Annotated in this window: 17 protein-coding genes; 9 read left to right on the forward strand and 8 right to left on the reverse strand. The window is 53.1% G+C overall.

Annotation, left to right across the window (positions count from 1 at the left end):
• Positions 1 to 2: 2 nt before the first annotated feature.
• Complete coding sequence (gene parE, locus OGX99_RS10305; RefSeq protein WP_210905378.1) at positions 3 to 1,895, forward strand: DNA topoisomerase IV subunit B; 1,893 nt, start codon at positions 3 to 5, stop codon at positions 1,893 to 1,895.
• 40 nt (positions 1,896 to 1,935) lie between these two features.
• Here the strand turns inward: parE and OGX99_RS10310 are convergent, their stop codons facing one another.
• Positions 1,936 to 2,787 carry a helix-turn-helix transcriptional regulator gene (locus tag OGX99_RS10310; protein ID WP_151224355.1) on the reverse strand — a complete coding sequence of 284 codons (852 nt, stop codon included), beginning with the start codon at positions 2,785 to 2,787 and terminating at the stop codon, positions 1,936 to 1,938.
• A 165-nt stretch (positions 2,788 to 2,952) separates the two neighbouring features.
• On the opposite strand from OGX99_RS10310, the gene OGX99_RS10315 reads away from it, so the two are divergent.
• Genes OGX99_RS10315 through OGX99_RS10325 form a run of 3 tightly spaced genes read left to right on the forward strand, consistent with a single transcriptional unit; the run spans position 2,953 to position 7,266 of the window.
• A complete protein-coding gene (locus OGX99_RS10315) occupies positions 2,953 to 4,773 on the forward strand; it encodes a DUF2264 domain-containing protein (RefSeq protein WP_252838753.1) in 1,821 nt (606 codons plus the stop codon).
• 10 nt (positions 4,774 to 4,783) lie between these two features.
• Complete coding sequence (locus OGX99_RS10320) at positions 4,784 to 6,052, forward strand: oligosaccharide MFS transporter (protein WP_151217729.1); 1,269 nt, start codon at positions 4,784 to 4,786, stop codon at positions 6,050 to 6,052.
• 23 nt (positions 6,053 to 6,075) lie between these two features.
• On the forward strand, positions 6,076 to 7,266 hold the full coding sequence (locus OGX99_RS10325) for a glycoside hydrolase family 88 protein (RefSeq protein ID WP_210905375.1): 1,191 nt from the start codon (positions 6,076 to 6,078) through the stop codon (positions 7,264 to 7,266).
• A 72-nt stretch (positions 7,267 to 7,338) separates the two neighbouring features.
• Here the strand turns inward: OGX99_RS10325 and OGX99_RS10330 are convergent, their stop codons facing one another.
• From OGX99_RS10330 to qseB, 4 genes are all read right to left on the reverse strand, one after another.
• Positions 7,339 to 7,653, reverse strand: a complete 315-nt coding sequence (locus tag OGX99_RS10330) for a putative quinol monooxygenase (protein WP_003024557.1) — start codon at positions 7,651 to 7,653, stop codon at positions 7,339 to 7,341.
• Positions 7,654 to 7,683: 30 nt separating this feature from the next.
• Positions 7,684 to 8,265 (reverse strand): NAD(P)H-dependent oxidoreductase, encoded by a 582-nt coding sequence (locus tag OGX99_RS10335; RefSeq protein ID WP_151217727.1) that lies wholly within the window; start codon positions 8,263 to 8,265, stop codon positions 7,684 to 7,686.
• Between the two features lie 109 nt (positions 8,266 to 8,374).
• Complete coding sequence (gene qseC, locus OGX99_RS10340) at positions 8,375 to 9,724, reverse strand: quorum sensing histidine kinase QseC (protein ID WP_187259012.1); 1,350 nt, start codon at positions 9,722 to 9,724, stop codon at positions 8,375 to 8,377.
• Positions 9,721 to 10,380, reverse strand: a complete 660-nt coding sequence (gene qseB, locus OGX99_RS10345; RefSeq protein ID WP_151217725.1) for a quorum sensing response regulator transcription factor QseB — start codon at positions 10,378 to 10,380, stop codon at positions 9,721 to 9,723. Before qseB ends, qseC begins: the two co-directional genes overlap by 4 nt.
• Positions 10,381 to 10,532: 152 nt before the next feature.
• On the opposite strand from qseB, the gene OGX99_RS10350 reads away from it, so the two are divergent.
• The 4 genes from OGX99_RS10350 to ftsP all read left to right on the forward strand — a co-directional run bounded on the left by OGX99_RS10350 (position 10,533) and on the right by ftsP (position 15,724).
• Complete coding sequence (locus OGX99_RS10350; RefSeq protein WP_005123105.1) at positions 10,533 to 10,928, forward strand: YgiW/YdeI family stress tolerance OB fold protein; 396 nt, start codon at positions 10,533 to 10,535, stop codon at positions 10,926 to 10,928.
• A gap of 118 nt (positions 10,929 to 11,046) precedes the next feature.
• Complete coding sequence (gene parC, locus OGX99_RS10355) at positions 11,047 to 13,305, forward strand: DNA topoisomerase IV subunit A (protein WP_151217724.1); 2,259 nt, start codon at positions 11,047 to 11,049, stop codon at positions 13,303 to 13,305.
• Between the two features lie 197 nt (positions 13,306 to 13,502).
• Positions 13,503 to 14,240 (forward strand): 1-acylglycerol-3-phosphate O-acyltransferase, encoded by a 738-nt coding sequence (gene plsC / locus OGX99_RS10360; RefSeq protein ID WP_060854968.1) that lies wholly within the window; start codon positions 13,503 to 13,505, stop codon positions 14,238 to 14,240.
• Between the two features lie 71 nt (positions 14,241 to 14,311).
• Complete coding sequence (gene ftsP, locus OGX99_RS10365) at positions 14,312 to 15,724, forward strand: cell division protein FtsP (RefSeq protein ID WP_151217723.1); 1,413 nt, start codon at positions 14,312 to 14,314, stop codon at positions 15,722 to 15,724.
• A gap of 16 nt (positions 15,725 to 15,740) precedes the next feature.
• Here ftsP and OGX99_RS10370 read toward each other — a convergent pair whose 3' ends face one another.
• Entirely contained in the window at positions 15,741 to 17,216 is a 1,476-nt protein-coding gene (locus OGX99_RS10370; protein ID WP_151224351.1) for a TrkH family potassium uptake protein, read from the reverse strand.
• Between the two features lie 199 nt (positions 17,217 to 17,415).
• On the opposite strand from OGX99_RS10370, the gene OGX99_RS10375 reads away from it, so the two are divergent.
• Positions 17,416 to 19,587 carry a YgiQ family radical SAM protein gene (locus OGX99_RS10375; RefSeq protein ID WP_003024532.1) on the forward strand — a complete coding sequence of 724 codons (2,172 nt, stop codon included), beginning with the start codon at positions 17,416 to 17,418 and terminating at the stop codon, positions 19,585 to 19,587.
• 57 nt (positions 19,588 to 19,644) lie between these two features.
• On the opposite strand, the gene OGX99_RS10380 is transcribed toward OGX99_RS10375, so the two are convergent.
• Together OGX99_RS10380 and OGX99_RS10385 are read right to left on the reverse strand one after the other, a co-directional pair.
• Positions 19,645 to 20,100, reverse strand: coding sequence for an HIT family protein (locus tag OGX99_RS10380; RefSeq protein WP_286543451.1), 456 nt, complete (start codon positions 20,098 to 20,100; stop codon positions 19,645 to 19,647).
• Between the two features lie 43 nt (positions 20,101 to 20,143).
• Positions 20,144 to 21,598 (reverse strand): DASS family sodium-coupled anion symporter, encoded by a 1,455-nt coding sequence (locus OGX99_RS10385; protein WP_187253256.1) that lies wholly within the window; start codon positions 21,596 to 21,598, stop codon positions 20,144 to 20,146.
• Positions 21,599 to 21,751 lie beyond the last annotated feature (153 nt).

Below are 21,751 nucleotides of genomic sequence, written 5' to 3' on the forward strand. Positions count from 1 at the left end.
CCATGACGCAAACTTATAACGCTGATGCCATTGAGGTACTCACTGGGCTTGAGCCGGTACGCCGTCGCCCAGGGATGTACACCGATACAACCCGTCCGAACCATCTTGGACAGGAAGTGATTGATAACAGTGTGGATGAAGCACTGGCGGGCCACGCGAAACGCGTGGACGTGATCTTACATGCCGACCAGTCTCTGGAAGTCATTGATGATGGCCGCGGCATGCCGGTAGACATTCACCCTGAAGAAGGCGTTCCGGCGGTAGAGCTGATCCTCTGTCGTCTACACGCGGGTGGTAAGTTCTCCAATAAGAACTACCAGTTCTCCGGCGGCCTGCATGGGGTAGGGATCTCCGTGGTCAACGCCCTGTCGAAGCGTGTCGAAGTGAACGTGCGCCGCGACGGGCAGGTGTACAACATCGCGTTTGAGAACGGTGATAAGGTGCAGGATTTACAGGTAGTCGGTACCTGCGGTAAACGCAATACCGGAACCAGCGTGCACTTCTGGCCGGATGAAAGCTTCTTTGACAGCCCGCGCTTTTCCGTTTCGCGCTTAACGCACGTACTGAAAGCCAAAGCGGTACTGTGCCCGGGCGTTGAGATCACCTTTAAGGATGAGGTCAACAACAGCGAACAGCGCTGGTGCTACCAGGATGGTCTGAATGACTATCTGAGCGAAGCGGTGAATGGCCTGTCGACGCTGCCGGAAAAACCGTTTATCGGTAATTTCAGCGGTGAAACAGAAACCGTGGACTGGGCGCTGCTCTGGCTGCCGGAAGGCGGCGAGCTGCTGACCGAAAGCTATGTGAACCTGATCCCAACCATGCAGGGCGGGACGCACGTCAACGGCCTGCGTCAGGGCCTGCTGGATGCGATGCGCGAGTTCTGCGAATACCGCAATATCCTGCCGCGCGGCGTGAAGCTATCGGCGGAAGATATCTGGGATCGCTGCGCGTACGTTTTGTCTGTGAAAATGCAGGATCCACAGTTTGCCGGTCAAACCAAAGAACGTCTGTCTTCACGTCAGTGTGCGGCGTTTGTTTCTGGCGTGGTGAAAGATGCCTTTAGCCTGTGGCTGAACCAGAACGTGCAGTCAGCCGAGCTGCTGGCTGAGATGGCGATTTCCAGCGCCCAGCGTCGTCTGCGCGCGGCGAAAAAAGTGGTACGTAAAAAGCTGACCAGCGGTCCGGCGTTGCCGGGGAAACTGGCGGACTGTACCGCACAGGATCTCAATCGCACTGAATTGTTCCTCGTCGAAGGTGACTCGGCGGGTGGCTCGGCCAAACAGGCGCGCGATCGTGAATATCAGGCGATCATGCCGCTTAAAGGTAAGATCCTTAACACCTGGGAAGTCTCTTCCGATGAAGTGCTGGCCTCACAGGAAGTTCACGATATTTCGGTGGCGATCGGCATCGATCCGGACAGCGACGATCTGAGCCAGCTGCGCTACGGTAAGATCTGTATTCTGGCGGATGCGGACTCCGATGGCCTGCATATTGCCACGCTGTTGTGCGCATTGTTTGTGAAGCATTTCCGTACGCTGGTGAAACACGGACACGTTTACGTGGCGCTTCCGCCTTTATACCGTATCGACCTGGGTAAAGAGGTGTATTACGCGCTAACGGAAGAAGAGAAAGCGGGCGTACTGGAGCAGTTAAAGCGCAAGAAAGGCAAGCCGAACGTCCAGCGCTTTAAAGGTCTGGGTGAAATGAACCCGATGCAGCTGCGCGAAACGACGCTGGATCCGAACACCCGTCGCCTGGTACAGCTCATCATCGATGATGAAGACGATCAGCGTACCAACGCCATGATGGATATGCTGCTGGCCAAGAAGCGTTCTGAAGATCGTCGTAACTGGTTGCAGGAGAAGGGCGACCTGGCGGATCTTGAAGGTTAATTGACCGTTGAATGCCGGAAAAGCAATGTGCTTTCCGGCGTTATTGTTTATGCCGCTTGCGATACTGCAACGGCGTCTCGCCAATGCCTTTGCCGAAGGCGCTGATAAAGTACGTTACCTCCGAAAATCCCACCTTTTGAGCAACTTCCCGCACGCTGATTTCACTGTGTAACAGCGCTTCACATGCTTTTCGCAGTCGCAGCGTATTGAGATAGTCAAGAATGCTCTCGCCCGTTTCCATCTGGAAGCGTCGGGAAACATAGCTTTTTGATTTATTCAGCTCCTGCGCCAGCGCTGCCAGACTAAATTTGTGAGTGTAATGCTCATCCAGCCAGAACATCACCTGACTGGCAATACCGCTGCTAATTTCCGGCATATTGCCATTATCGTCGGGTAACAGGCCGAGTAAGTTGACTAACAAACAAGCAACCTGTTCTGTATTTAGCGGTTTCTGAGTGACCATTTTTTCATAACGGCTGAAGAGAAAATCAACATGCGGATGAACATCCGCCGCGTCGACGACCCATGCTTCACTGCCGCGAATGCTCAGATTTTGCAGATGCTGCTGAGTGTGTGGCAAGTCGCGAAGCACCTTCAGCACCGCATGTTGATCGAGATGAATGATGGTACGCCGATAACTATCCCGTGCCTGCTCATCGACCCAGATCTTGTGTAGAGTAAACGGTGGGAAAAAGAACATGCGTCCCGGTCGCATGGTGAACTGCTTATGGTCAACCGTGACCACGCCAAAGCCTTCTTCCACATACAGCACTTCCAGACACTGATGCCAGTGGTGATAACGCACGGTATTAGCGAATAAACGACTGAACGACGCAACCGCATCATTGAGGGCGATCAGCTCCAGACGTTCTTGCGGTGAGGATAAAGTCATAGTGCAATAAATTTAAATTTTTGCCGCCGAATGGTAATTTATAAACCCTATTTTTAAATTTTCTCAATAGCTGTTTTACTTTAATTCTGGTGGTGTGATTGACGTAACATTTCTGCTGCTCTGCGATTCACTATTCTTTAGCCACTTAATTCAGAGGGGCAGAGTATGTGGTCAGCAACTGAAGAAAAATCAAATCCATTGTCATCACGCAAAGACGTAATGTGTGCGGTTAACGCCATTTTACGTGCGCTGGATCGGCAGTTTCCGGCGGGGCAGGCTCAGTTTTCTCTTGGCAATACCTGTGCTCACTACAGCGCGGATATTGCCTGTATGGAAGGGCTTTCCCGGGCGTTGTGGGGGCTATTTCCGCTGATGGCTGGCGGGGCTAAAGTGCCGTTTGCCGAAAAGTACATTCAGGCGATAAAACTCGGTACTGACCCACAAAGCCCACATTACTGGGGAGATACCGGTCCTTACGATCAGCGTCTGGTTGAGATGGCGGCTTATGGCCTGGGTCTGGCATTGTTACAGACGCAATTAACGGAGCATTTCTCCCTGAGCGAACGCGAGAATCTGCACCGCTGGCTGAATCAGATAACCGACTCGCAAATGCCGGACAGCAACTGGAACTATTTTGCGATTATCGTTCAGCTTGGTTTCAAGCGTGCGGGTATGCCTTACGATCAGGCGGCTATCGATCGCCGCTTTGAGCTGATGGAAGCCTACTATCTTGGCGACGGTTGGTATTCCGATGGTCCCGGTCGACCGAAAGATTACTACATCTCAATGGCTTTTCACTTCTACGGCCTGTTGTATGCCACCCTCAGCCCGGATGATACCGAACGCGCTGTCGTTCTGCGTGAACGTTCGCGCTTGTTTGCAGAAGATTTTATTTACCTGTCCGCCGCTGACGGCGCATCGGTGCCATTTGGTCGCAGCCTGACCTACCGTTTTGCCATGGTTGCCTTCTGGAGCGCGGTGGCGTTTGCCGAACTGGATGTTCTTTCGCCAGGCATAATCAAAGGAGTGATCCTGCGTCATTTGCGCTGGTGGCAGAAGCAGCCGATTTTCGATCGTGATGGCATTCTGACGCTGGGGTTTGCCTACCCGAATCTGGCGATGTGTGAAGACTACAACTCGCCGGGATCGCCTTATTGGGCATTGAAGGTCTTTTTGATTCTTGCACTGCCGGAGGATCATCCATTCTGGCAGGCTGAAGAGCTGGCGCTACCGCGACTCGCTGAAAAATGCGTTATCCCCCATGCTGCGCAGATCCTGCAGCATAGTGAGCATTCTGAGCATGTCATGATGCTGACCTCAGGCCAGCTTGAACTGAACAACTACGTTAATACCGAAGCCAAATACACCAAATTTGCTTACTCCAGCCGCTTTGGTTTCACCATTGAGCGTGGCCGTTACGGCATCAAGCATGCAGCCTGTGACTCTATGCTGCTGTTGGCGGACGGTGATGGCTACTATCGTGGCCGCCGTCAGTGCGACGAGGTTCAGGTCGATGAGAATTATATCTGGTCCCGCTGGTCTCCCTGGCATGACGTCATGATTGAGACCTGGCTGATTCCGTTTGGCGAATGGCATCTTCGCCTGCACCGTATTAACAGTGCGCGAACGCTGCAAACGGTGGAGGGAGGATTTGCGGTGATGAAAGCCGAGCCTCGGTTACGTGAGCGTGGATGTCTCCTTGCGGCATGCAACGGAACCAGCGTTATCGTTGATCTGTCGCCGTCCATATTTCGTCAGCCAGATAGCGTGGTCACGCCACCGAACAGTAGCATCATGTTCCCGGAATGCGCGTCGATTCCTGTGTTGACCAGCGAAATCCCGCAGGGCCAAAGCTGGCTTTGCTGCGCCGTGAGCGCCAGCGGGCAGCAAAGACAGTACGCCACCGTTCCGCAGCTATCTATCAACAATAACCAGGTTGTTATTCAGCAGCCTGAAAATGCACGCCAGTTGTCGTTCTTTTTATAGCGAGGGTGGTATGAAAAATAATTCAACGGGAAATCGGACTGAATATTATAAAATAAGCAGTTTTATATTCCTCTATTTCTTTACCTGGTCTGCAAGTATTGGCTTGTTGGCTATCTGGTTGGGGCAAAAGGCGCAGTTGAGCGGTACGGTGATCGGCACCGTATTTGCTGTGAATGGTATATTCTCGGTTATTCTGAAACCTATTTATGGCTATATCCTCGATAAAATAGGTATGAGTAAATATCTGCTCTATTTCGTCGTGGTGATGTCAGCGTTAATGGCACCGTTTTTTATTTATGTCTATCAGCCATTATTACTCTCCAATACCATGCTGGGTATTATTGTTGGCGCGATTTACTTGAGCTTTGCATGGTATGCCGGGGTGGCTGCCTGTGAATCTTATTCTGACCGCTACAGCCGTCTGAACGGCATGGAGTTTGGGCAGATCCGTATGTGGGGGTCGCTTGGCTGGGCGGTGGCGTCATCGTTCTCTGGCCTGCTGTTTAACCTCTCACCGGCCTATAACTTTATGCTCGGCAGCCTGGCGTCAGTGGTGATGCTGGTTGTTCTGGTGAGTCTGAAAGTCAATGTCAATGCGGCCAACGCCTCGGAGGTGCTAACCAAAGAGAAGATCGCACCCGCGGATGTTTACGCCCTGCTGCGTAATCGCAAATTTTGGGCATTCTGCCTGTACGTTGCGGGCGTGGCGTGGATGATGTTTATCGCGGAGCAGCAGTTCTCCCGGTACTTCGTTACTTTCTTTGCCGATGTACATGAAGGGAACGCCGTCTTTGGTTATCTGGGCACCGTACAATCGGGAATGGAATTTTTCATGTACATGGTCATTCCGCTATTCGTCAATTATGTTGGTGCGAAGCGTGGCCTGCTGATTGTTGGGACGCTGGTGGGCGCACGACTGGTTATCTCAGGCCTGTGCGACTCCCACCTGCTCATTTCTGTGCTGAAGCCACTATACGGTCTGGAGATCTGTTTATTACTGGTTTCTGTCTTTAAATATATTGCCGAGCATTTTGATAAACGTGTCAATGCGACCATGTATTTACTGGGTTATCAGGCCATGCTGTATGTCGGTAACGTGGTGGTTTCCTCTCCCGCCGGATTAATGTACGACCGGATAGGCTTTGAGAAGACATATATCATTATGGGCATTGTGGCGCTGACTTTTACATTGATATCGGCATTTACTTTATCTGCCTGTCAGAGTAAACGAGGCAAAAATATCGCTCTCGATATTGCTGAAAATAACCCTGCAAAATAATTTACGTCATAAGGAACCGAAATATGTTAAATCATATCGTTGAGGAATCGTTGCGCACATTTCCTGGCAGTCCGGTTAATCCCGGCAGTTTTCAGGATCAAATAAGTTGCGCCCGAGAACATGTCCTCGAATTGATTAGCCGTCATTTAACGGAATTCGGTGAACAATTCCCTGCCGAAACCTGTGTGCAAGGTTATTACCCACTGACAGAGAATGTGGAATGGACGACCAGCTTCTGGACCGGGCAGTTATGGCTGGCGTGGGAAATGAGTGGTGAGAGCAAATTTCGTGAGATGGCGGAGAAGCATGTGCGTTCGTTTGGCCTGCGTATTGCCGGACGCCACGATACCAACACCCACGACCTGGGATTCCTCTACACGCTTTCCTGTGTGGCGGCCTGGCGGTTGACGGACAATCGCGATGCTCGAGGTTTTTCCCTGATGGCGGCTGAAGCGCTGTTGGAGCGTTTTCATGAAAAGGCGCAGATCATCCAGGCGTGGGGCGATCTTCGCGATCCCGATCAGGCCGGACGGATGATCATTGACTGCAATATGAATCTGCCGCTGCTGTACTGGGCGAGCGAGCAAACGGGCGATCCGCGTTTTGCGAATGCGGCGAAGGCCCACGTTGCGCAGGCAGCCAAATATCTGATCCGCCAGGATGCGTCGACCTTCCACACCTACTATATGGACGTGCAAACCGGCGCGCCGCGTTATGGTAATACCCAGCAGGGCTATGCTGATGATTCTTGCTGGTCGCGTGGGCAGGCATGGGGGATTTATGGTTTTCTGCTGAGCTATATTTACACTGGCGATAAACAAATGGTGCAGTTGTCGAAAAAGCTGGCCAACTACTTTCTTAATCGCCTGCCGGAAGATGCCGTTTGCCACTGGGATCTGGCATTAGTCGGAACCGATGCGCTGCGCGATTCATCTTCGGCGGCGATTACCGTCTGTGGTCTGCTGGAGCTGATTAAACATCTGCCGGTGACCGATCCGGATCGCGAGCGCTATCAACAGTGGGCGATGGGGATCATGTCCTCGCTGACCAGGCATTATCTGATGGGTAAAGATGAACAGGGGAACGGGCTACTGAAACACTCGGTGTATCACCTGTCGAGCAACAAAGGGGTCGATGAGTGTGCAAGTTGGGGGGATTATTTCTACGTTGAAGCGTTAATGCGCTTCACTCAGAGCTGGAAGCTCTACTGGTAAGGAGTGCCCGGTGGCGCTGCGGTTGAATGCCGGATGGTGGCCTAAAACGCCTCATCCGGCAACTCGGCAATCTTAAATGCCTGACTCCAGAATACGGATATTCATGTCCAGCACATCGCCTTTCACTGCTTCGCTATAGGCTTTCATATGCGGTGTTTGCAAATGCGCTTCAAGGTGCGCAATGCTTTCCCACTGTTCAACCATCACGATTGAGTCCGGTGCCGTGGTCTGAAAACTGACGCCAGCAGCATGATCGACCATCGGCGCGTAGCCGTGACAACCTTCTTCTTTCAGTACGGTCGGAACGATTTTAGCGAACTGGTCAAGTACCGCCTGGCGGTGATGTTGACCTGGACGTGTACGGATTTCTGCAATAACGGTAAGCATGGTTAACTCCTTCTAATTCCAGGTTACCAGTTAACCAAAAATTTCGTTCAGATGCTTGCGATATTCTGCGATATAACGCGGGACGTCTGGCATTTTAATCACGTCATTGGTGATAAAGGTCGGCAGCGCTTCCATTCCCAGGAACTGGTTTGCTTTATGGAACGGGAGATAAACGCCATCAACGCCAACGCCATGGAAGAACTGGTCTTTTTCAGTGAAGGCTTCCATCGGTGCGTTCCAGGTCAGAGACAGCATGTAGGTTTTGCCCTGAATCAGCCCGCCGGATCCGTATTTTTTAGACGCATCTGAACGTGTGCGGCCATCGCTGGCGTACAGCGTGCCGTGCCCTGCGGTGAATACATCATCAATGTATTTTTTCACCGTCCACGGCGCGCCCATCCACCAGCCAGGCATTTGCCAGATAACCGTATCTGCCCAAACAAAATTCTGCACTTCTGTTTGTGCGTCATAGTCGCTGTCTGCGCGTACGACTTTAACATCATGCCCGAGGTCGCGCAGGAAGCCGTCCGCGACCTCGGTCAGGGTGTCATTTAGTTGGCCATTGGAATGGCCGAATTTTTTCGCACCATTGATAATCAGAATGTTGCTCATGTTGTGTCCTCAAAGAATAACGTTTGAGGGCGATTTTACCCCTACCAGCACTGCGGTGAAATTAGCAAAATGTGCAAAGTCTTTTGCTACGTGAGCAACAATAATGCAATTACCAACTGACTTTCGCTTCAAACCCACCTTCCGGCGCATTGCTAAACGAGGCTGACATTCCATGCAGCGTCGCAATACGACGGACGATTGACAGGCCGAGGCCGCTGCCGGTCACGCTTTGTCCCGGGGGACGATAAAAGCGTTCACCGATGTGCGTCAGGACTTCCGGCGCAACGCCTGGCCCGTTATCTTTAATGCTGAAATTTCGGGCGTTGAGCGTCACTTCCACAATGCTTCCCCGCGGGCTGTAGCGAACCGCATTATCCAGGAGATTGCGGACCATCAGGCTGAGCAACAGTGGTTGCCCGGTGCGTGTAATGTCGTGCGCGTTAATCTGCAAACGCACATCGATGTGGGCCTGCTGCGCCGGATGGTAGATGTCCATCACTGCAGATTGCAGGAGCTGCTCCAGCGAGATTTCCGCCACATCCTGAAGATTATCGAGGGAGTCGAGGCGCGAAAGCGTCAGTAGCTGATCGACCAGACGCGTGGCGCGGTCAATTCCCGTTTGCATCTGCATTAACGCTTTTTGTCGTGCCTGCGGATCATCGTCGGACAGCTGCACCACTTCGGTCTGTACTTTCAGCGCGGTCAACGGGCTGCGCAGTTCGTGGGCGGCATCTGAGGTAAAGCGCCGCTCGCGTACCATGGTGGTATGAATACGTGTAAAAAGTTGATTGAGCGATTCAACCAGTGGGCGTACTTCGCTTGGCACACCTTTCGGGTCGAGCGGCTCTTCCGATTCCGGTGAACGCCAGCGCAGAGCCTGCGCCAGTTTTTTTAACGGCCTGAGTTCGCGGCTCAGCATGACCACCAGGATCAGCAACATGAGCGGCAGCGCAATCAGCCAGGGCGTTAGCTGAGCGGTGACGATCGACAGCGCCATATCCTCCCGATACTCCCATTCCTGACCCACCACGATGCGGTATTTACCGTCTGCGGAATTTAGCCACAGAAAGCGCCACGGATCGTTGTCGCCATTGAGTTGGCCATCACTAAAGCCTTCCCGGCTGTAGCTGTAGGGAATATCCTGGCCTTTATCGCCATCGTGCAAGACCATTTTGCCGTCGGTGGAATAGATGGCAAACGCCAGCGCGTCATCATCAATATGGCCGTGCTTCAGCTTCTTCGGCGTGCGGGCCATATTATGAGACGTAGTAACGTCGCTGATATCCAGCGTGCTGAGACGCTTGGCGAACAGCATCAACTGCGTATCAAACAGCTCATCGACATTATCGGTGGTCTGCTTCCAGGCCACAAAGCTGGAAACGGCCCAGGTCGCAGATGCAAGAATCAGAAAAATCAGTGTTAGCCTGATGCGCAGGCTGAGGCGTTGTGTGAGTTTCATGCGTCACCCAGGGTATAACCAATGCCATGCACGGTACGGATAAAGTCGCTGCCGAGCTTACGGCGTAGGTGATGGACGTGTACCTCAACCGCATTACTGGAGACGTTTTCATCCCAGTTATACAGTTTTTCTTCAATATGTTTGCGGGGGAGTACGCGCCCTTTGTTGCGCATCAGTAGTTCCAGCAGTGCGAACTCTTTTGGCTTGAGTGATAATGGCTCATCTGCGAACGTGGCGACCAGCGCGCCGGGGTTAAGCGTCACCTGACCGTGGCGCAGTTCGCTGGTGGCCTGGCCGCTGGCACGGCGCACCAACGCCTCCAGCCTTGCGGCAACTTCGATCAGCGCAAAGGGTTTACACAGATAGTCATCCGCGCCGAGGCGCAGACCTTCCACGCGTTCCGCCAGCGCGTCACGGGCGGTCAGAATCAGCACCGGCTCTTGCTTCCCGTTGGCTCGCCATTCGCGCAAGATGTCCCGCCCATCTATGCCTGGCAGCGTCAGGTCGAGGATCACCGCATCATAAGGGGCGCTGTAGAGCGCTTCTTTTCCCTGACGACCCTCAGTAAACCAGTCGATGCTGAAACCCATTTTACTCAGACCTGTTTTCAGGCCGTCGCCAATCAACGTGTCATCTTCTACCAGTAAAATACGCATATGCTCTTCCCTGCGGTCACTCTCATTACCGTCAAGTAAACCTGTGGCTACAGCCTCTGTACAGCAAAAAAAGTATCTTTTTTTGCCTTAAGAACTTGTTAAGGATTAACTTATTTAATAGTCGTAAACCAACATGAAAGGGAGACATGACGATGAAAAAATTAGCTGCAATGGTTGCCGTAATGGCACTGTGTTCCGCACCTGTTCTGGCCGCGCAGCAGGGCGGCTTCTCTGGACCGACAACGACTACACAAAGCCAAAACGGCGGCTTTGTTGGCCCTAACGGCAGCAGCACGACGGTAGAAAGCGCCAAATCGCTGCGTGATGACACCTGGGTTACCCTGCGCGGGAACATTGTAGAGCGCATTTCCGACGACCTGTATGTGTTTAAAGATGCGACTGGCACAGTGAATGTCGATATCGACCACAAGCGTTGGAACGGCGTAACCGTCACGCCGCAGGATGTGGTTGAAATCCAGGGTGAAGTGGATAAAGACTGGAACTCCGTTGAAATAGACGTGAAACAGATTACCAAAGTTGCCAAATAATCCTCATCAGGGCCGCATTCGTGGCCCTTTTCTTTGTGACTCAACACGCCAGATAGGGTAGTATCTGCGGCAATATTGCCCTTCAATAAAGGGGTACAAAGTTGAGGAACCACGATTAATGAGCGATATGGCAGAGCGCCTGGCGCTGCATGAATTCACGGAAAACGCCTATCTGAACTACTCCATGTACGTCATCATGGACAGGGCGTTGCCGTTTATCGGCGATGGTTTGAAACCCGTTCAGCGTCGCATCGTGTACGCGATGTCCGAGCTGGGGCTGAATGCCAGCGCCAAATTTAAAAAGTCCGCCCGTACCGTCGGTGACGTACTGGGTAAATACCACCCCCACGGCGACAGTGCTTGCTATGAAGCGATGGTGCTGATGGCGCAGCCGTTTTCTTACCGTTATCCGCTGGTTGACGGGCAGGGGAACTGGGGGGCACCGGACGATCCGAAATCCTTCGCGGCAATGCGTTATACCGAATCCCGCCTGTCTAAATATGCGGAAGTCCTGCTGGGTGAACTCGGCCAGGGCACGTCGGATTGGGTGCCTAACTTCGATGGCACCATGCAGGAGCCGAAGATGTTGCCTGCGCGTCTGCCGAATATTCTGTTAAACGGCACTACCGGTATCGCCGTTGGTATGGCGACGGACATTCCGCCGCACAACCTGCGTGAAGTGGCTAAAGCAGCGATCACCCTGATTGAGCAGCCGAAAACGACGCTGGATCAATTGTTGGATATCGTGCAGGGGCCGGATTATCCGACCGAAGCAGAGATCATTACGTCGCGTGCGGAGATTCGTAAGATTTACGAAAACGGACGCGGCTCCGTACGTATGCGTGCGGTATGGTCGAAAGAAGACGGCGCGGTGGTGATTTCCGCGCTGCCGCATCAGGTTTCCGGGGCTAAAGTGCTGGAGCAGATCGCCGCTCAAATGCGCAATAAAAAGCTGCCGATGGTCGACGACTTGCGCGACGAATCGGATCACGAAAACCCGACCCGTCTGGTGATTGTCCCACGCTCCAATCGCGTGGATATGGAACAGGTGATGAACCACCTGTTTGCGACCACCGATCTGGAAAAAAGTTACCGCATCAACCTGAACATGATCGGGCTTGATGGGCGTCCGGCGGTGAAAAACCTGTTGGAGATCCTCACTGAATGGCTGGCGTTCCGCCGCGATACCGTGCGTCGTCGCCTCAACTATCGTCTGGAAAAAGTGCTTAAACGCCTGCACATCCTCGAAGGTTTGCTGGTGGCGTTCCTCAACATTGATGAAGTGATCGAAATTATTCGTCATGAGGATGAACCAAAGCCAGAGCTGATGTCGCGGTTTGGCATTTCTGAAACCCAGGCTGAAGCCATCCTCGAGCTGAAATTACGCCATCTTGCCAAACTCGAAGAGATGAAAATCCGCGGTGAGCAGGATGAGCTGGCGAAAGAGCGCGATCAGTTGCAGGGCATTCTGGCCTCCGAGCGTAAAATGAGTAACCTGCTGAAGAAAGAGCTGCAGGCTGACGCCGAGGCCTATGGTGACGATCGTCGTTCTCCGCTGCAGGAGCGTGAAGAAGCGAAGGCGATGAGCGAGCATGACATGCTGCCGTCTGAGCCGGTGACTATTGTGCTGTCCCAGAGTGGCTGGGTGCGTAGCGCGAAAGGCCACGACATCGATGCGCCAGGATTAAGCTATAAAGCGGGCGACAGCTTTAAGTCGGCGGTGAAGGGTAAGAGCAACCAACCGGTAGTGTTCGTTGACTCGACCGGACGCAGCTACGCCATCGACCCGATTACGCTGCCGTCGGCGCGTGGTCAGGGTGAGCCGTTGACCGGGAAGCTCACGCTGCCGCCAGGCGCGACGGTTGAGCACATGCTGATGGAAGGCGACGACCAGAAACTGCTGATGGCATCCGACGCGGGCTATGGTTTTGTCTGCACCTTCAATGACCTGGTAGCACGTAACCGTGCGGGTAAAGCATTGATTACGCTGCCAGAAAATGCGCGCGTTATGCAGCCGGTAGTGATTGAAGATGAAACCGATATGCTGCTGGCGATTACTCAGGCCGGTCGCATGTTGATGTTCCCGGTAAGCGATTTACCGCAGTTGTCGAAGGGCAAAGGGAACAAGATCATTAATATCCCCGCAGCGGAAGCGGCAAAAGGCGAAGATGGTCTGGCGCTGCTCTATGTGTTACCGCCGCAAAGCACGCTGACTATCCACGTCGGCAAGCGCAAAATTAAACTGCGTCCTGAAGAGTTGCAAAAAGTTACCGGCGAGCGTGGTCGTCGCGGTACGCTAATGCGCGGCCTGCAGCGTATCGATCGCATTGACATTGATTCGCCTCGACGCGCCAGTCACGGCGACAGCGAAGAATAACGCTACCGTCCAGCTCTCCCTGTTTTCGCGCAGGGAGAGCCAACGTTAAAAATTCCCGTGAAACCGTTGTTTATTCGAGCGTTGCGATTAACAATACGCTTTTCCTTAAGAGCCGTTCTTAACAAAGCCCTAACCTGATGCCGAGTTGTGCATCCGGTGACGTAAAACGCCAGGTTCTTAGGCCTTTAGAGGTTGTTATGCTATATATTTTTCGTGTCATCATTACTGTTATTTACTGCGTTCTGGTCTGTATCTTCGGGTGCATATACTGTCTGTTCAGCCCACGAAATCCTAAACACGTCGCCACGTTTGGCCACATGTTTGGCCGCCTGGCTCCCCTTTATGGTCTGAAGGTCGAATGCCGCATGCCGGCAGACGCGCAGAACTATGGTAATGCTATCTATATTTGTAACCATCAGAACAACTACGACATGGTTACCGCTGCGAATATCGTTCAGCCGCCGACGGTAACGGTAGGTAAAAAAAGCCTGCTGTGGATCCCGTTCTTTGGCCAACTTTACTGGCTAACCGGTAACCTGCTGATTGACAGAAACAACCGCGCAAAAGCGCACAGCACCATTGCAGCCGTGGTTAACCATTTCAAAAAACGTCGCATTTCTATCTGGATGTTCCCGGAAGGAACACGCAGCCGCGGTCGCGGTTTGTTGCCGTTTAAAACCGGTGCGTTTCACGCGGCGATTGCGGCAGGTGTCCCGGTTATTCCGGTATGCGTTTCAACAACCTCGAACAAGATAAATTTAAATCGCCTCAATAATGGTCTGGCGATTGTCGAGATGTTGCCGCCGGTGGATATTAGCCACTTTGGGAAAGATCAGGTTCGTGAACTGGCAGCGCATTGCCGTACGCTGATGGAACAAAAAATCGCAGAACTCGATAAAGAAGTTGCTGAACGGGAAGCCGCCGGTAAGGTTTAATCCGTGCTATTCGGGTTTTTTACAGGAAAAGATTTCCTGTGTGTTAATCGCCAGTTTTTCATGGAGTTTATATGTCATTCAGTCGGCGTCAGTTCATTCAGGCATCGGGGATCGCACTGTGTGCAGGTGCTGTTCCGCTGAAGGCTAATGCTGCCGGTCAGCAACAACCGTTACCCGTACCTCCGCTGCTGGAGTCCCGTCGGGGGCAGCCGCTATTTATGACGCTGCAGCGCGCGCACTGGTCCTTCACGCAAGGCACGCGCGCACCTGTCTGGGGAATTAACGGTCGCTACCTGGGACCGACAATCCGCGTCTGGAAAGGGGATGACGTCAAGCTTATCTACAGCAACCGTTTGACTGAAAATGTCTCGATGACTGTCGCCGGTTTACAGGTACCTGGCCCGCTAATGGGCGGCCCGGCACGCATGATGTCTCCTAATGCGGATTGGGCGCCAGTGCTGCCGATTCGGCAGAATGCCGCCACGTTGTGGTATCACGCCAATACACCAAATCGTACAGCCCAGCAGGTCTATAATGGCCTTGCCGGGATGTGGCTGGTTGAGGATGAAGTGAGTAAATCGCTGTCTATTCCCAATCACTACGGGGTGGATGATTTTCCGATCATTATCCAGGACAAGCGTCTGGACAACTTTGGTGCGCCGGAATACAGCGAACCCGGCAGCGGTGGTTTTGTTGGGGATACGCTGTTGGTCAACGGGGTGCAAAGTCCGTATGTCGAGGTTTCTCGCGGCTGGGTGCGCTTGCGCTTGCTCAACGCCTCAAACTCGCGCCGTTACCAGTTGCAAATGAGCGATGGCCGTGCGCTGCATGTGATTTCCAGCGATCAGGGCTTTTTACCTGCGCCCGTTTCGGTGAAGCAGCTCTCGCTGGCGCCTGGCGAGCGCCGTGAAATTCTGGTGGATATGACTAACGGTAATGAGGTCTCTATCACCTGCGGTGAGGCGGCCAGCATTGTCGACAGGATCCGCGGATTCTTTGAGCCTTCCAGTATTCTTATCTCCACGCTGGTATTGACGCTGCGTCCGACTGGCCTCCTGCCGCTGGTGACCGACAGCCTGCCAATGCGCCTGTTGCCAACGGAAATCCTCAGCGGTTCGCCGATTCGCAGTCGTGACATCAGCCTGGATGATGATCCTGGTATCAATGGTCAGCTGTGGGACGTCAATCGCATGGATATTACCGCTCAGCAAGGCTCCTGGGAGCGTTGGACGGTGCGGGCGGATATGCCTCAGTCTTTCCATATTGAAGGCGTCTCGTTCCTGATCCGTAATGTGAATGGCGCGATGCCGTTCCCGGAAGACAGAGGCTGGAAAGATACCGTTTGGGTCGACGGCCAGGTTGAATTACTGGTCTACTACGGACAACCTTCCTGGGCCCATTTCCCGTTTTACTTTAACAGTCAGACGCTGGAAATGGCGGACCGTGGTTCGATCGGACAGATGTTGGTGAACCCGGCGCCGTAATGCGCCGTGGTTTCCGTTACGCCCGCCAGAACATGCGCGAGAACAGGATTAGAATGGGGTAAATCTCCAGACGCCCCAGGATCATGGCCGCGCACATCAGCAGTTTTGCTTCATCGTTCAAAGTACCAAATGTCGTTGCGGTGACGCCAAATCCCAGACCCATGTTGTTGATGCAGGCGGCGACGGTGGCAAAAGAGGAGAAAAGATCGTAGCCCATCAGATTGAGCGCCCAGATAAAAAAGCTGGTGAACAAAACGTAAAGAAAGAAGAAGCTCCATACCGAACGCACCACGCGGTCGCTTACCACGCTATTACCCACTTTGATATTCAGTAAAGCGCGAGGATGTGCGAGTTGGTGTAGCTCCTGACGGCACTGCTTGAACATAATTAAAAAGCGCAGCACCTTAATCCCACCGCAGGTCGAGCCCACGCAACCGCCGAAGAAACTGGCGCTGAGCAGCATAAAGATGGTATGCGAGGGCCACTGCGCGTAATCCGCCGTGGACAGGCCATTATCCGTCAGCATGGAGCTGGCGAGAAAAAAGGCATGCACCAGACTGTCCGTTATCCCATACATGCCCGCCCGCCAGACCTGCCAGGTGGCGATCACGGTGACAACCAGCGCAATAAGCAGAAAGAAACGCAGTTCGGCATTGCGACGAAAGGGTTTGAAGGTACGTTTCGCAATAGCCACGTACCAGAGGGTGAAGTTAAAAGCAGACAACAGGGAAAACACCCCAGCGACCAGCTCAATCGCATGGCTGTCATAGAAGCCGATACTCTCACTGCGCGTGGAAAAACCGCCGAGGGAGACCGTCGACAGCCCATGGCACAAGGCGTCGAAAAACGACATCCCGGCTGCCCAGTAGGCCAGAGTACAGATTAGACCCAAAATGACATAGGTCAGCCACAGCGTACGTGCAGTATCGGCAAGTCTTGGCGTGAGGCGTTCTTCTTTAAAGGGCCCCGGCATTTCAGACTGATACAGCTTCATGCCGCCGATACCCAAAAGCGGTAATACCGCCACGGCGAGGACAATAACCCCCAGTCCGCCAATAAAATTGAGCTGGGCCCGATAGTAGAGATACGATTTCGGCAACGCGCTGACGTCGTGAATCACCGTTGCACCCGTGGTGGTTATACCGGAAACCCCTTCAAACAGGGCATCGGCAAAAGAGAGATTTAAGCCGTCGTCCATCCACATCGGCATCGCGCTGATAAACGAAAACAGCAGCCAGAACAGAACGATAATGACGAAGCCATCCCGAGTTCGTAGTTGAATACCCGCATGCTTGGTTGCCAGCCATGCGCCGCCGCCGAGGGTAAAGAAGGTCATAAACGTGCTGAAAAAAGCGAAAAAGCTCCGCTCTTTGTTTAACAAAGCAATGGTCATCGGTGGCAGCATGGAGAAGCTGTAGAGAAGAACCAGAAATCCGCACAGGTGAACAACCACCCGTAACTGGGAAATATGCAGTGAATCGTTGAGTCGCAATGAAAAATCCCCCGCCAAAAAAGAGTGACCTCAGCTGGTCGGCATGGCGTTAATAATGATGGATCAAAATGGGCTGCGTAAAATTTAACAATTTATAAATCTTTCTACTCGTCTGGTTCAGACTCCACTTCATTTCTTGCCGACATACAGCGTATAATCCCCGGCCTTTGATTATTTTTTTACCATTTTTGGAAGCACTATGAGCGCAATATCCCTGATCCAGCCGGACAGAGACCTTTTCTCCTGGCCGCAGTACTGGGCTGCCTGTTTTGGCCCGGCACCGTTTTTGCCGATGTCACGCGACGAAATGGACCAACTTGGCTGGGATAGCTGCGACATCATTCTGGTTACCGGCGATGCCTACGTCGATCACCCCAGCTTTGGCATGGCAATTTGCGGCCGTATGCTGGAAGCTCAGGGCTTTCGTGTTGGGATTATCGCCCAGCCGGAGTGGAACAACAAAGACGATTTTATGCGTTTGGGTAAACCGAACCTGTTCTTTGGTGTAACCGCAGGCAATATGGACTCGATGATCAACCGTTATACGGCCGATCGCCGACTGCGCCATGACGATGCCTATACGCCAGACAACGTGGCGGGCAAACGCCCGGACCGTGCCACGCTGGTCTATACCCAGCGCTGTAAAGAAGCATGGAAAGATGTGCCGGTTATTCTCGGTGGTATTGAGGCCAGTCTGCGCCGTACCGCGCACTACGACTACTGGTCTGATACCGTTCGTCGCTCCGTGCTGGTGGATTCAAAAGCCGACATGCTGATGTTTGGTAACGGTGAGCGCCCGCTGGTGGAAGTGGCGCATCGTCTGGCGATGGGGGAAACCATCGATCAGATCCGCGACGTGCGTAACACTGCGATTATGGTTAAAGAAGCACTACCGGGCTGGAGTGGGGTGGATTCCACGCGCCTCGACACGCCGGGCAAAATTGACCCGATCCCGCATCCGTACGGCGAAGATCTGCCGTGTGCCGACAACAAACCGGTCGCCCCGAAAAAGCAGGAAGCGAAAGCGGTAACGGTACAGCCGCCGCGCCCGAAACCGTGGGAAAAAACCTACGTGCTGCTGCCATCTTTCGAAAAAGTGAAGGGTGACAAAGTGCTGTATGCGCATGCGTCGCGTATCCTGCACCACGAAACCAACCCAGGCTGCGCGCGTGCGCTGATGCAAAAGCATGGCGATCGCTACATCTGGATTAACCCGCCAGCTATTCCGCTTTCTACCGAAGAGATGGACAGCGTCTTTGCGCTGCCGTACAAGCGCGTGCCGCACCCGGCGTATGGCGATAGCCGCATTCCGGCCTACGAGATGATCCGTTTCTCGATCAACATTATGCGTGGCTGCTTTGGCGGCTGTTCGTTCTGTTCGATCACTGAGCACGAAGGCCGCATCATCCAGAGCCGCTCTGAAGATTCGATAATCAATGAGATTGAAGCCATTCGCGACACCGTTCCGGGCTTTACCGGCGTGATTTCCGATCTCGGTGGCCCAACGGCGAACATGTATATGTTGCGCTGTAAGTCACCGCGTGCTGAGCAGACCTGCCGTCGTCTGTCATGCGTCTATCCGGATATCTGTCCGCATATGGATACCAACCACGAACCGACGATTAACCTTTATCGCCGGGCGCGTGATTTGAAAGGCATTAAAAAGATCCTCATTGCTTCCGGTGTGCGCTATGACATCGCGGTTGAAGATCCGCGCTATATCAAAGAGCTGGCGACCCACCACGTTGGCGGCTATCTGAAGATTGCGCCAGAGCATACTGAAGAAGGCCCGCTGTCGAAGATGATGAAGCCGGGGATGGGCAGCTACGATCGCTTTAAGGAGCTGTTCGATACCTACTCTAAACAGGCGGGTAAAGAGCAATACCTGATCCCATACTTCATCTCCGCGCACCCGGGTACGCGTGACGAGGATATGGTGAATCTGGCGCTGTGGCTGAAACAACGTCGCTTCCGTCTGGATCAGGTGCAGAACTTCTATCCATCGCCGCTGGCGAACTCCACAACCATGTATTACACCGGGAAAAACCCGCTGGGTAAAATTGGTTATAAGAGTGAAGATGTGGTGGTGCCGAAAGGCGATAAGCAGCGCCGTTTGCATAAAGCCCTGCTGCGTTACCACGATCCAGCTAACTGGCCGTTAATCCGCCAGGCGCTGGAAGACATGGGTAAAAAGCATCTGATCGGCGGTCGTCGTGAATGTCTGGTTCCGGCGCCTACGCTGGAAGAGATGCGTGAAGCACGTCGCCAGAACCGTCATACCCGTCCTGCGTTGACCAAGCATACGCCAGTGGCTCATCAGCGCCAGACGCCTGCCGCGAACAAAAAACGCGGCAAAGTTGCGGGGCGTTAATGCCAGATTGAATGCCGGATAAGGTACAAATGCTTTACCCGGCAATCACATCCAACGTTATGCCTCACGAATTCTGGCCGCTAATGCGGCCAGTTTTGCATCATCCGCTCGTTCGTGGTCGTGTGATGACAGATAGCCTTCATACTGCTCGAAAAATTTGGTCTGCCGCGACTCAATCGGTTTCCAGTGGGGGAGGTCGCCAGTACCGTGCATAGGGCTTAATTTGCTGTGCACATGGTCTACGCCGAAACCTTCGAAGAACATCCCCGTACGACTGACATCCGGGAAAGCCTTATCCAGTTTCTTAGCCACTTTTTGGGTTGCCATCATCAGGTCAGCCAACGCCTGCGGCGGCATATCGAAGGCATAGCTGGGGTAATGCTTTTTCGGGATCACCACGGTAAAACCGTCAGTGTTCGGGAAAATAGACAGAAAAGCCAGATGGTGCTCGTCTTCCCAGACCTTATGGCAGGAGGCTTTGCCTTCAACTATTTGACAGAAAATACAGGTCATTCCTTTTCTCCGCAGTAAGGTATGTCGTCAGGACGCAGTCAGTTTAGTACAGACCCAATACCTTCCACCACATCAACCCCACGGTGATAAACACCGCCTGGTTAAACAGGCTGATGATAAAGCCTGTGCGCCACCAGACGCCCGTTGGAACGTACCCTGCACCAAACAGGATTGGACCGCGAGCGTGGGTGTACTGGGTGAGCGAGCAGTACAAACTGCTGGTGAAGGCCAGCATTAGCGCCGTGGGGGCAGCGGGGATGTTCAAATGCAGACCGACGCCGAGGAAAACGGCGTACAGCGCGGCAATCTGTGCATTGCCGCTGGCAAAAAAGTAGTGAGTATAGAAATAGGCGGCGTTCAGCAGCAGCAGGACGATTACCCAACTGGTACCGTGCATGGTGCTGCTCAGGCTGTCACCGATCAGATTGCCAAACCAGGTGGTAAAACCCAGTTTTTTCAGCTGGTTTGCCATCATCAGCAGCGCGGCAAACCAAATCAGTGTGTCCCAAGCGCCTTTTTCACTTTTGACGTCTTCCCAGCTCAGAACACCGCTTAGTAATAAAATAGACAGTCCCACGAACGAGGCAGTGGTGGCGTCGACGCCTAACGTATCGCCAAAAATCCACAGCACCAGCAGCACGCCGACGGTAGCCAGCATCAGCCATTCCCCACGAGACATCCGACCCATTTCCACTAGCTCTTTACGCGCCAGATTCGGGGCATCTGGTGTGTGTTTAATTTCCGGGCGTACAATCCAGTAGACCAGCAATGGAACCAGCAGTAAGGAGACCAGGCAAGGCAGCAGCGCCGCCATGAACCAGCCGCCCCAGGTCAGCGTGACGCCCGCATTGGCCGCCAGCTTCACCGCTAACAGATTGCCAGTGTAGCCGGTCATAAATAGTGCGGCAGTGACGTCGTTGACGTTGCCAATACAGGTGATAAGAAAGGTACCGATTTTACTGCGGGACTCATCTTCCGGATTCGAATGAAAACTGCGCGCCAGGGAGTCGGCAATGGGGTAGATGACGCCGCCGCAGCGTGCCGTATTGCTCGGCATTGCGGGGGATAGAATCAGATCGGCAAAGGCCAGACCGTAGGCGAGTCCGAGAGTGCGTTTGCCAAGCAAACGGATCATCTGCAGCGCAATACGTCGTCCGAGGCCTGTTTTGATAAACCCACGGGCAATCATAAAAGCGACGACGATAAGCCAGATAAGCGAACTGTTCAGTTCGCTTAGCGCTGTGGTGATAGCGCCGCTGGCGGTTTTATCTCCGGCAGCATAGGCGAGTGCAAAAACCGTAATTCCAATAATGCCGACTGCGCCGATGGGTAACACTTTCGCCACGATAGAGGCGATGGTGGCGACGAAGATAATTGCTGAATGCCAGGCTGGCGTACTTAGCCCTGTCGGCGGGGTAAGCTGCCACAGTCCAGCGGAAATGAGTGTTATAAGAATCAATGGGAGCCATTTGACACTATTGCTTTTTTTCTCAGTCACGGTTACGCACCTATAGGTGTTATAAATATATTCATATCATGAATATATTTACTGAATAATTAACAGGTTATGTTGCGTAATGCTGCTCCAGGGATTGCAAGAAATACATCAATATATGTGTGTGAATTGTTTCCTGATATTTCAAATCAGAAA

The organism is Citrobacter sp. Cu096, from assembly GCF_030332285.1.
Classification (GTDB): domain Bacteria; phylum Pseudomonadota; class Gammaproteobacteria; order Enterobacterales; family Enterobacteriaceae; genus Citrobacter; species Citrobacter meridianamericanus.

Excerpts from the sequence above, each read along its gene's own strand:
- parE (WP_210905378.1), top strand. The coding sequence starts at position 3 with ATGACGCAAACTTATAACGCTGATGCCATTGAGGTACTCACTGGGCTT.
- parC (WP_151217724.1), top strand. The coding sequence starts at position 11,047 with ATGAGCGATATGGCAGAGCGCCTGGCGCTGCATGAATTCACGGAAAAC.
- plsC (WP_060854968.1), top strand. The coding sequence starts at position 13,503 with ATGCTATATATTTTTCGTGTCATCATTACTGTTATTTACTGCGTTCTG.
- OGX99_RS10375 (WP_003024532.1), top strand. The coding sequence starts at position 17,416 with ATGAGCGCAATATCCCTGATCCAGCCGGACAGAGACCTTTTCTCCTGG.
- OGX99_RS10350 (WP_005123105.1), top strand. The coding sequence starts at position 10,533 with ATGAAAAAATTAGCTGCAATGGTTGCCGTAATGGCACTGTGTTCCGCA.
- qseB (WP_151217725.1), bottom strand. The coding sequence starts at position 10,380 with ATGCGTATTTTACTGGTAGAAGATGACACGTTGATTGGCGACGGCCTG.
- OGX99_RS10310 (WP_151224355.1), bottom strand. The coding sequence starts at position 2,787 with ATGACTTTATCCTCACCGCAAGAACGTCTGGAGCTGATCGCCCTCAAT.
- OGX99_RS10380 (WP_286543451.1), bottom strand. The coding sequence starts at position 20,100 with ATGACCTGTATTTTCTGTCAAATAGTTGAAGGCAAAGCCTCCTGCCAT.
- ftsP (WP_151217723.1), top strand. The coding sequence starts at position 14,312 with ATGTCATTCAGTCGGCGTCAGTTCATTCAGGCATCGGGGATCGCACTG.
- OGX99_RS10335 (WP_151217727.1), bottom strand. The coding sequence starts at position 8,265 with ATGAGCAACATTCTGATTATCAATGGTGCGAAAAAATTCGGCCATTCC.
- OGX99_RS10330 (WP_003024557.1), bottom strand. The coding sequence starts at position 7,653 with ATGCTTACCGTTATTGCAGAAATCCGTACACGTCCAGGTCAACATCAC.
- OGX99_RS10315 (WP_252838753.1), top strand. The coding sequence starts at position 2,953 with ATGTGGTCAGCAACTGAAGAAAAATCAAATCCATTGTCATCACGCAAA.
- qseC (WP_187259012.1), bottom strand. The coding sequence starts at position 9,724 with ATGAAACTCACACAACGCCTCAGCCTGCGCATCAGGCTAACACTGATT.
- OGX99_RS10320 (WP_151217729.1), top strand. The coding sequence starts at position 4,784 with ATGAAAAATAATTCAACGGGAAATCGGACTGAATATTATAAAATAAGC.
- OGX99_RS10325 (WP_210905375.1), top strand. The coding sequence starts at position 6,076 with ATGTTAAATCATATCGTTGAGGAATCGTTGCGCACATTTCCTGGCAGT.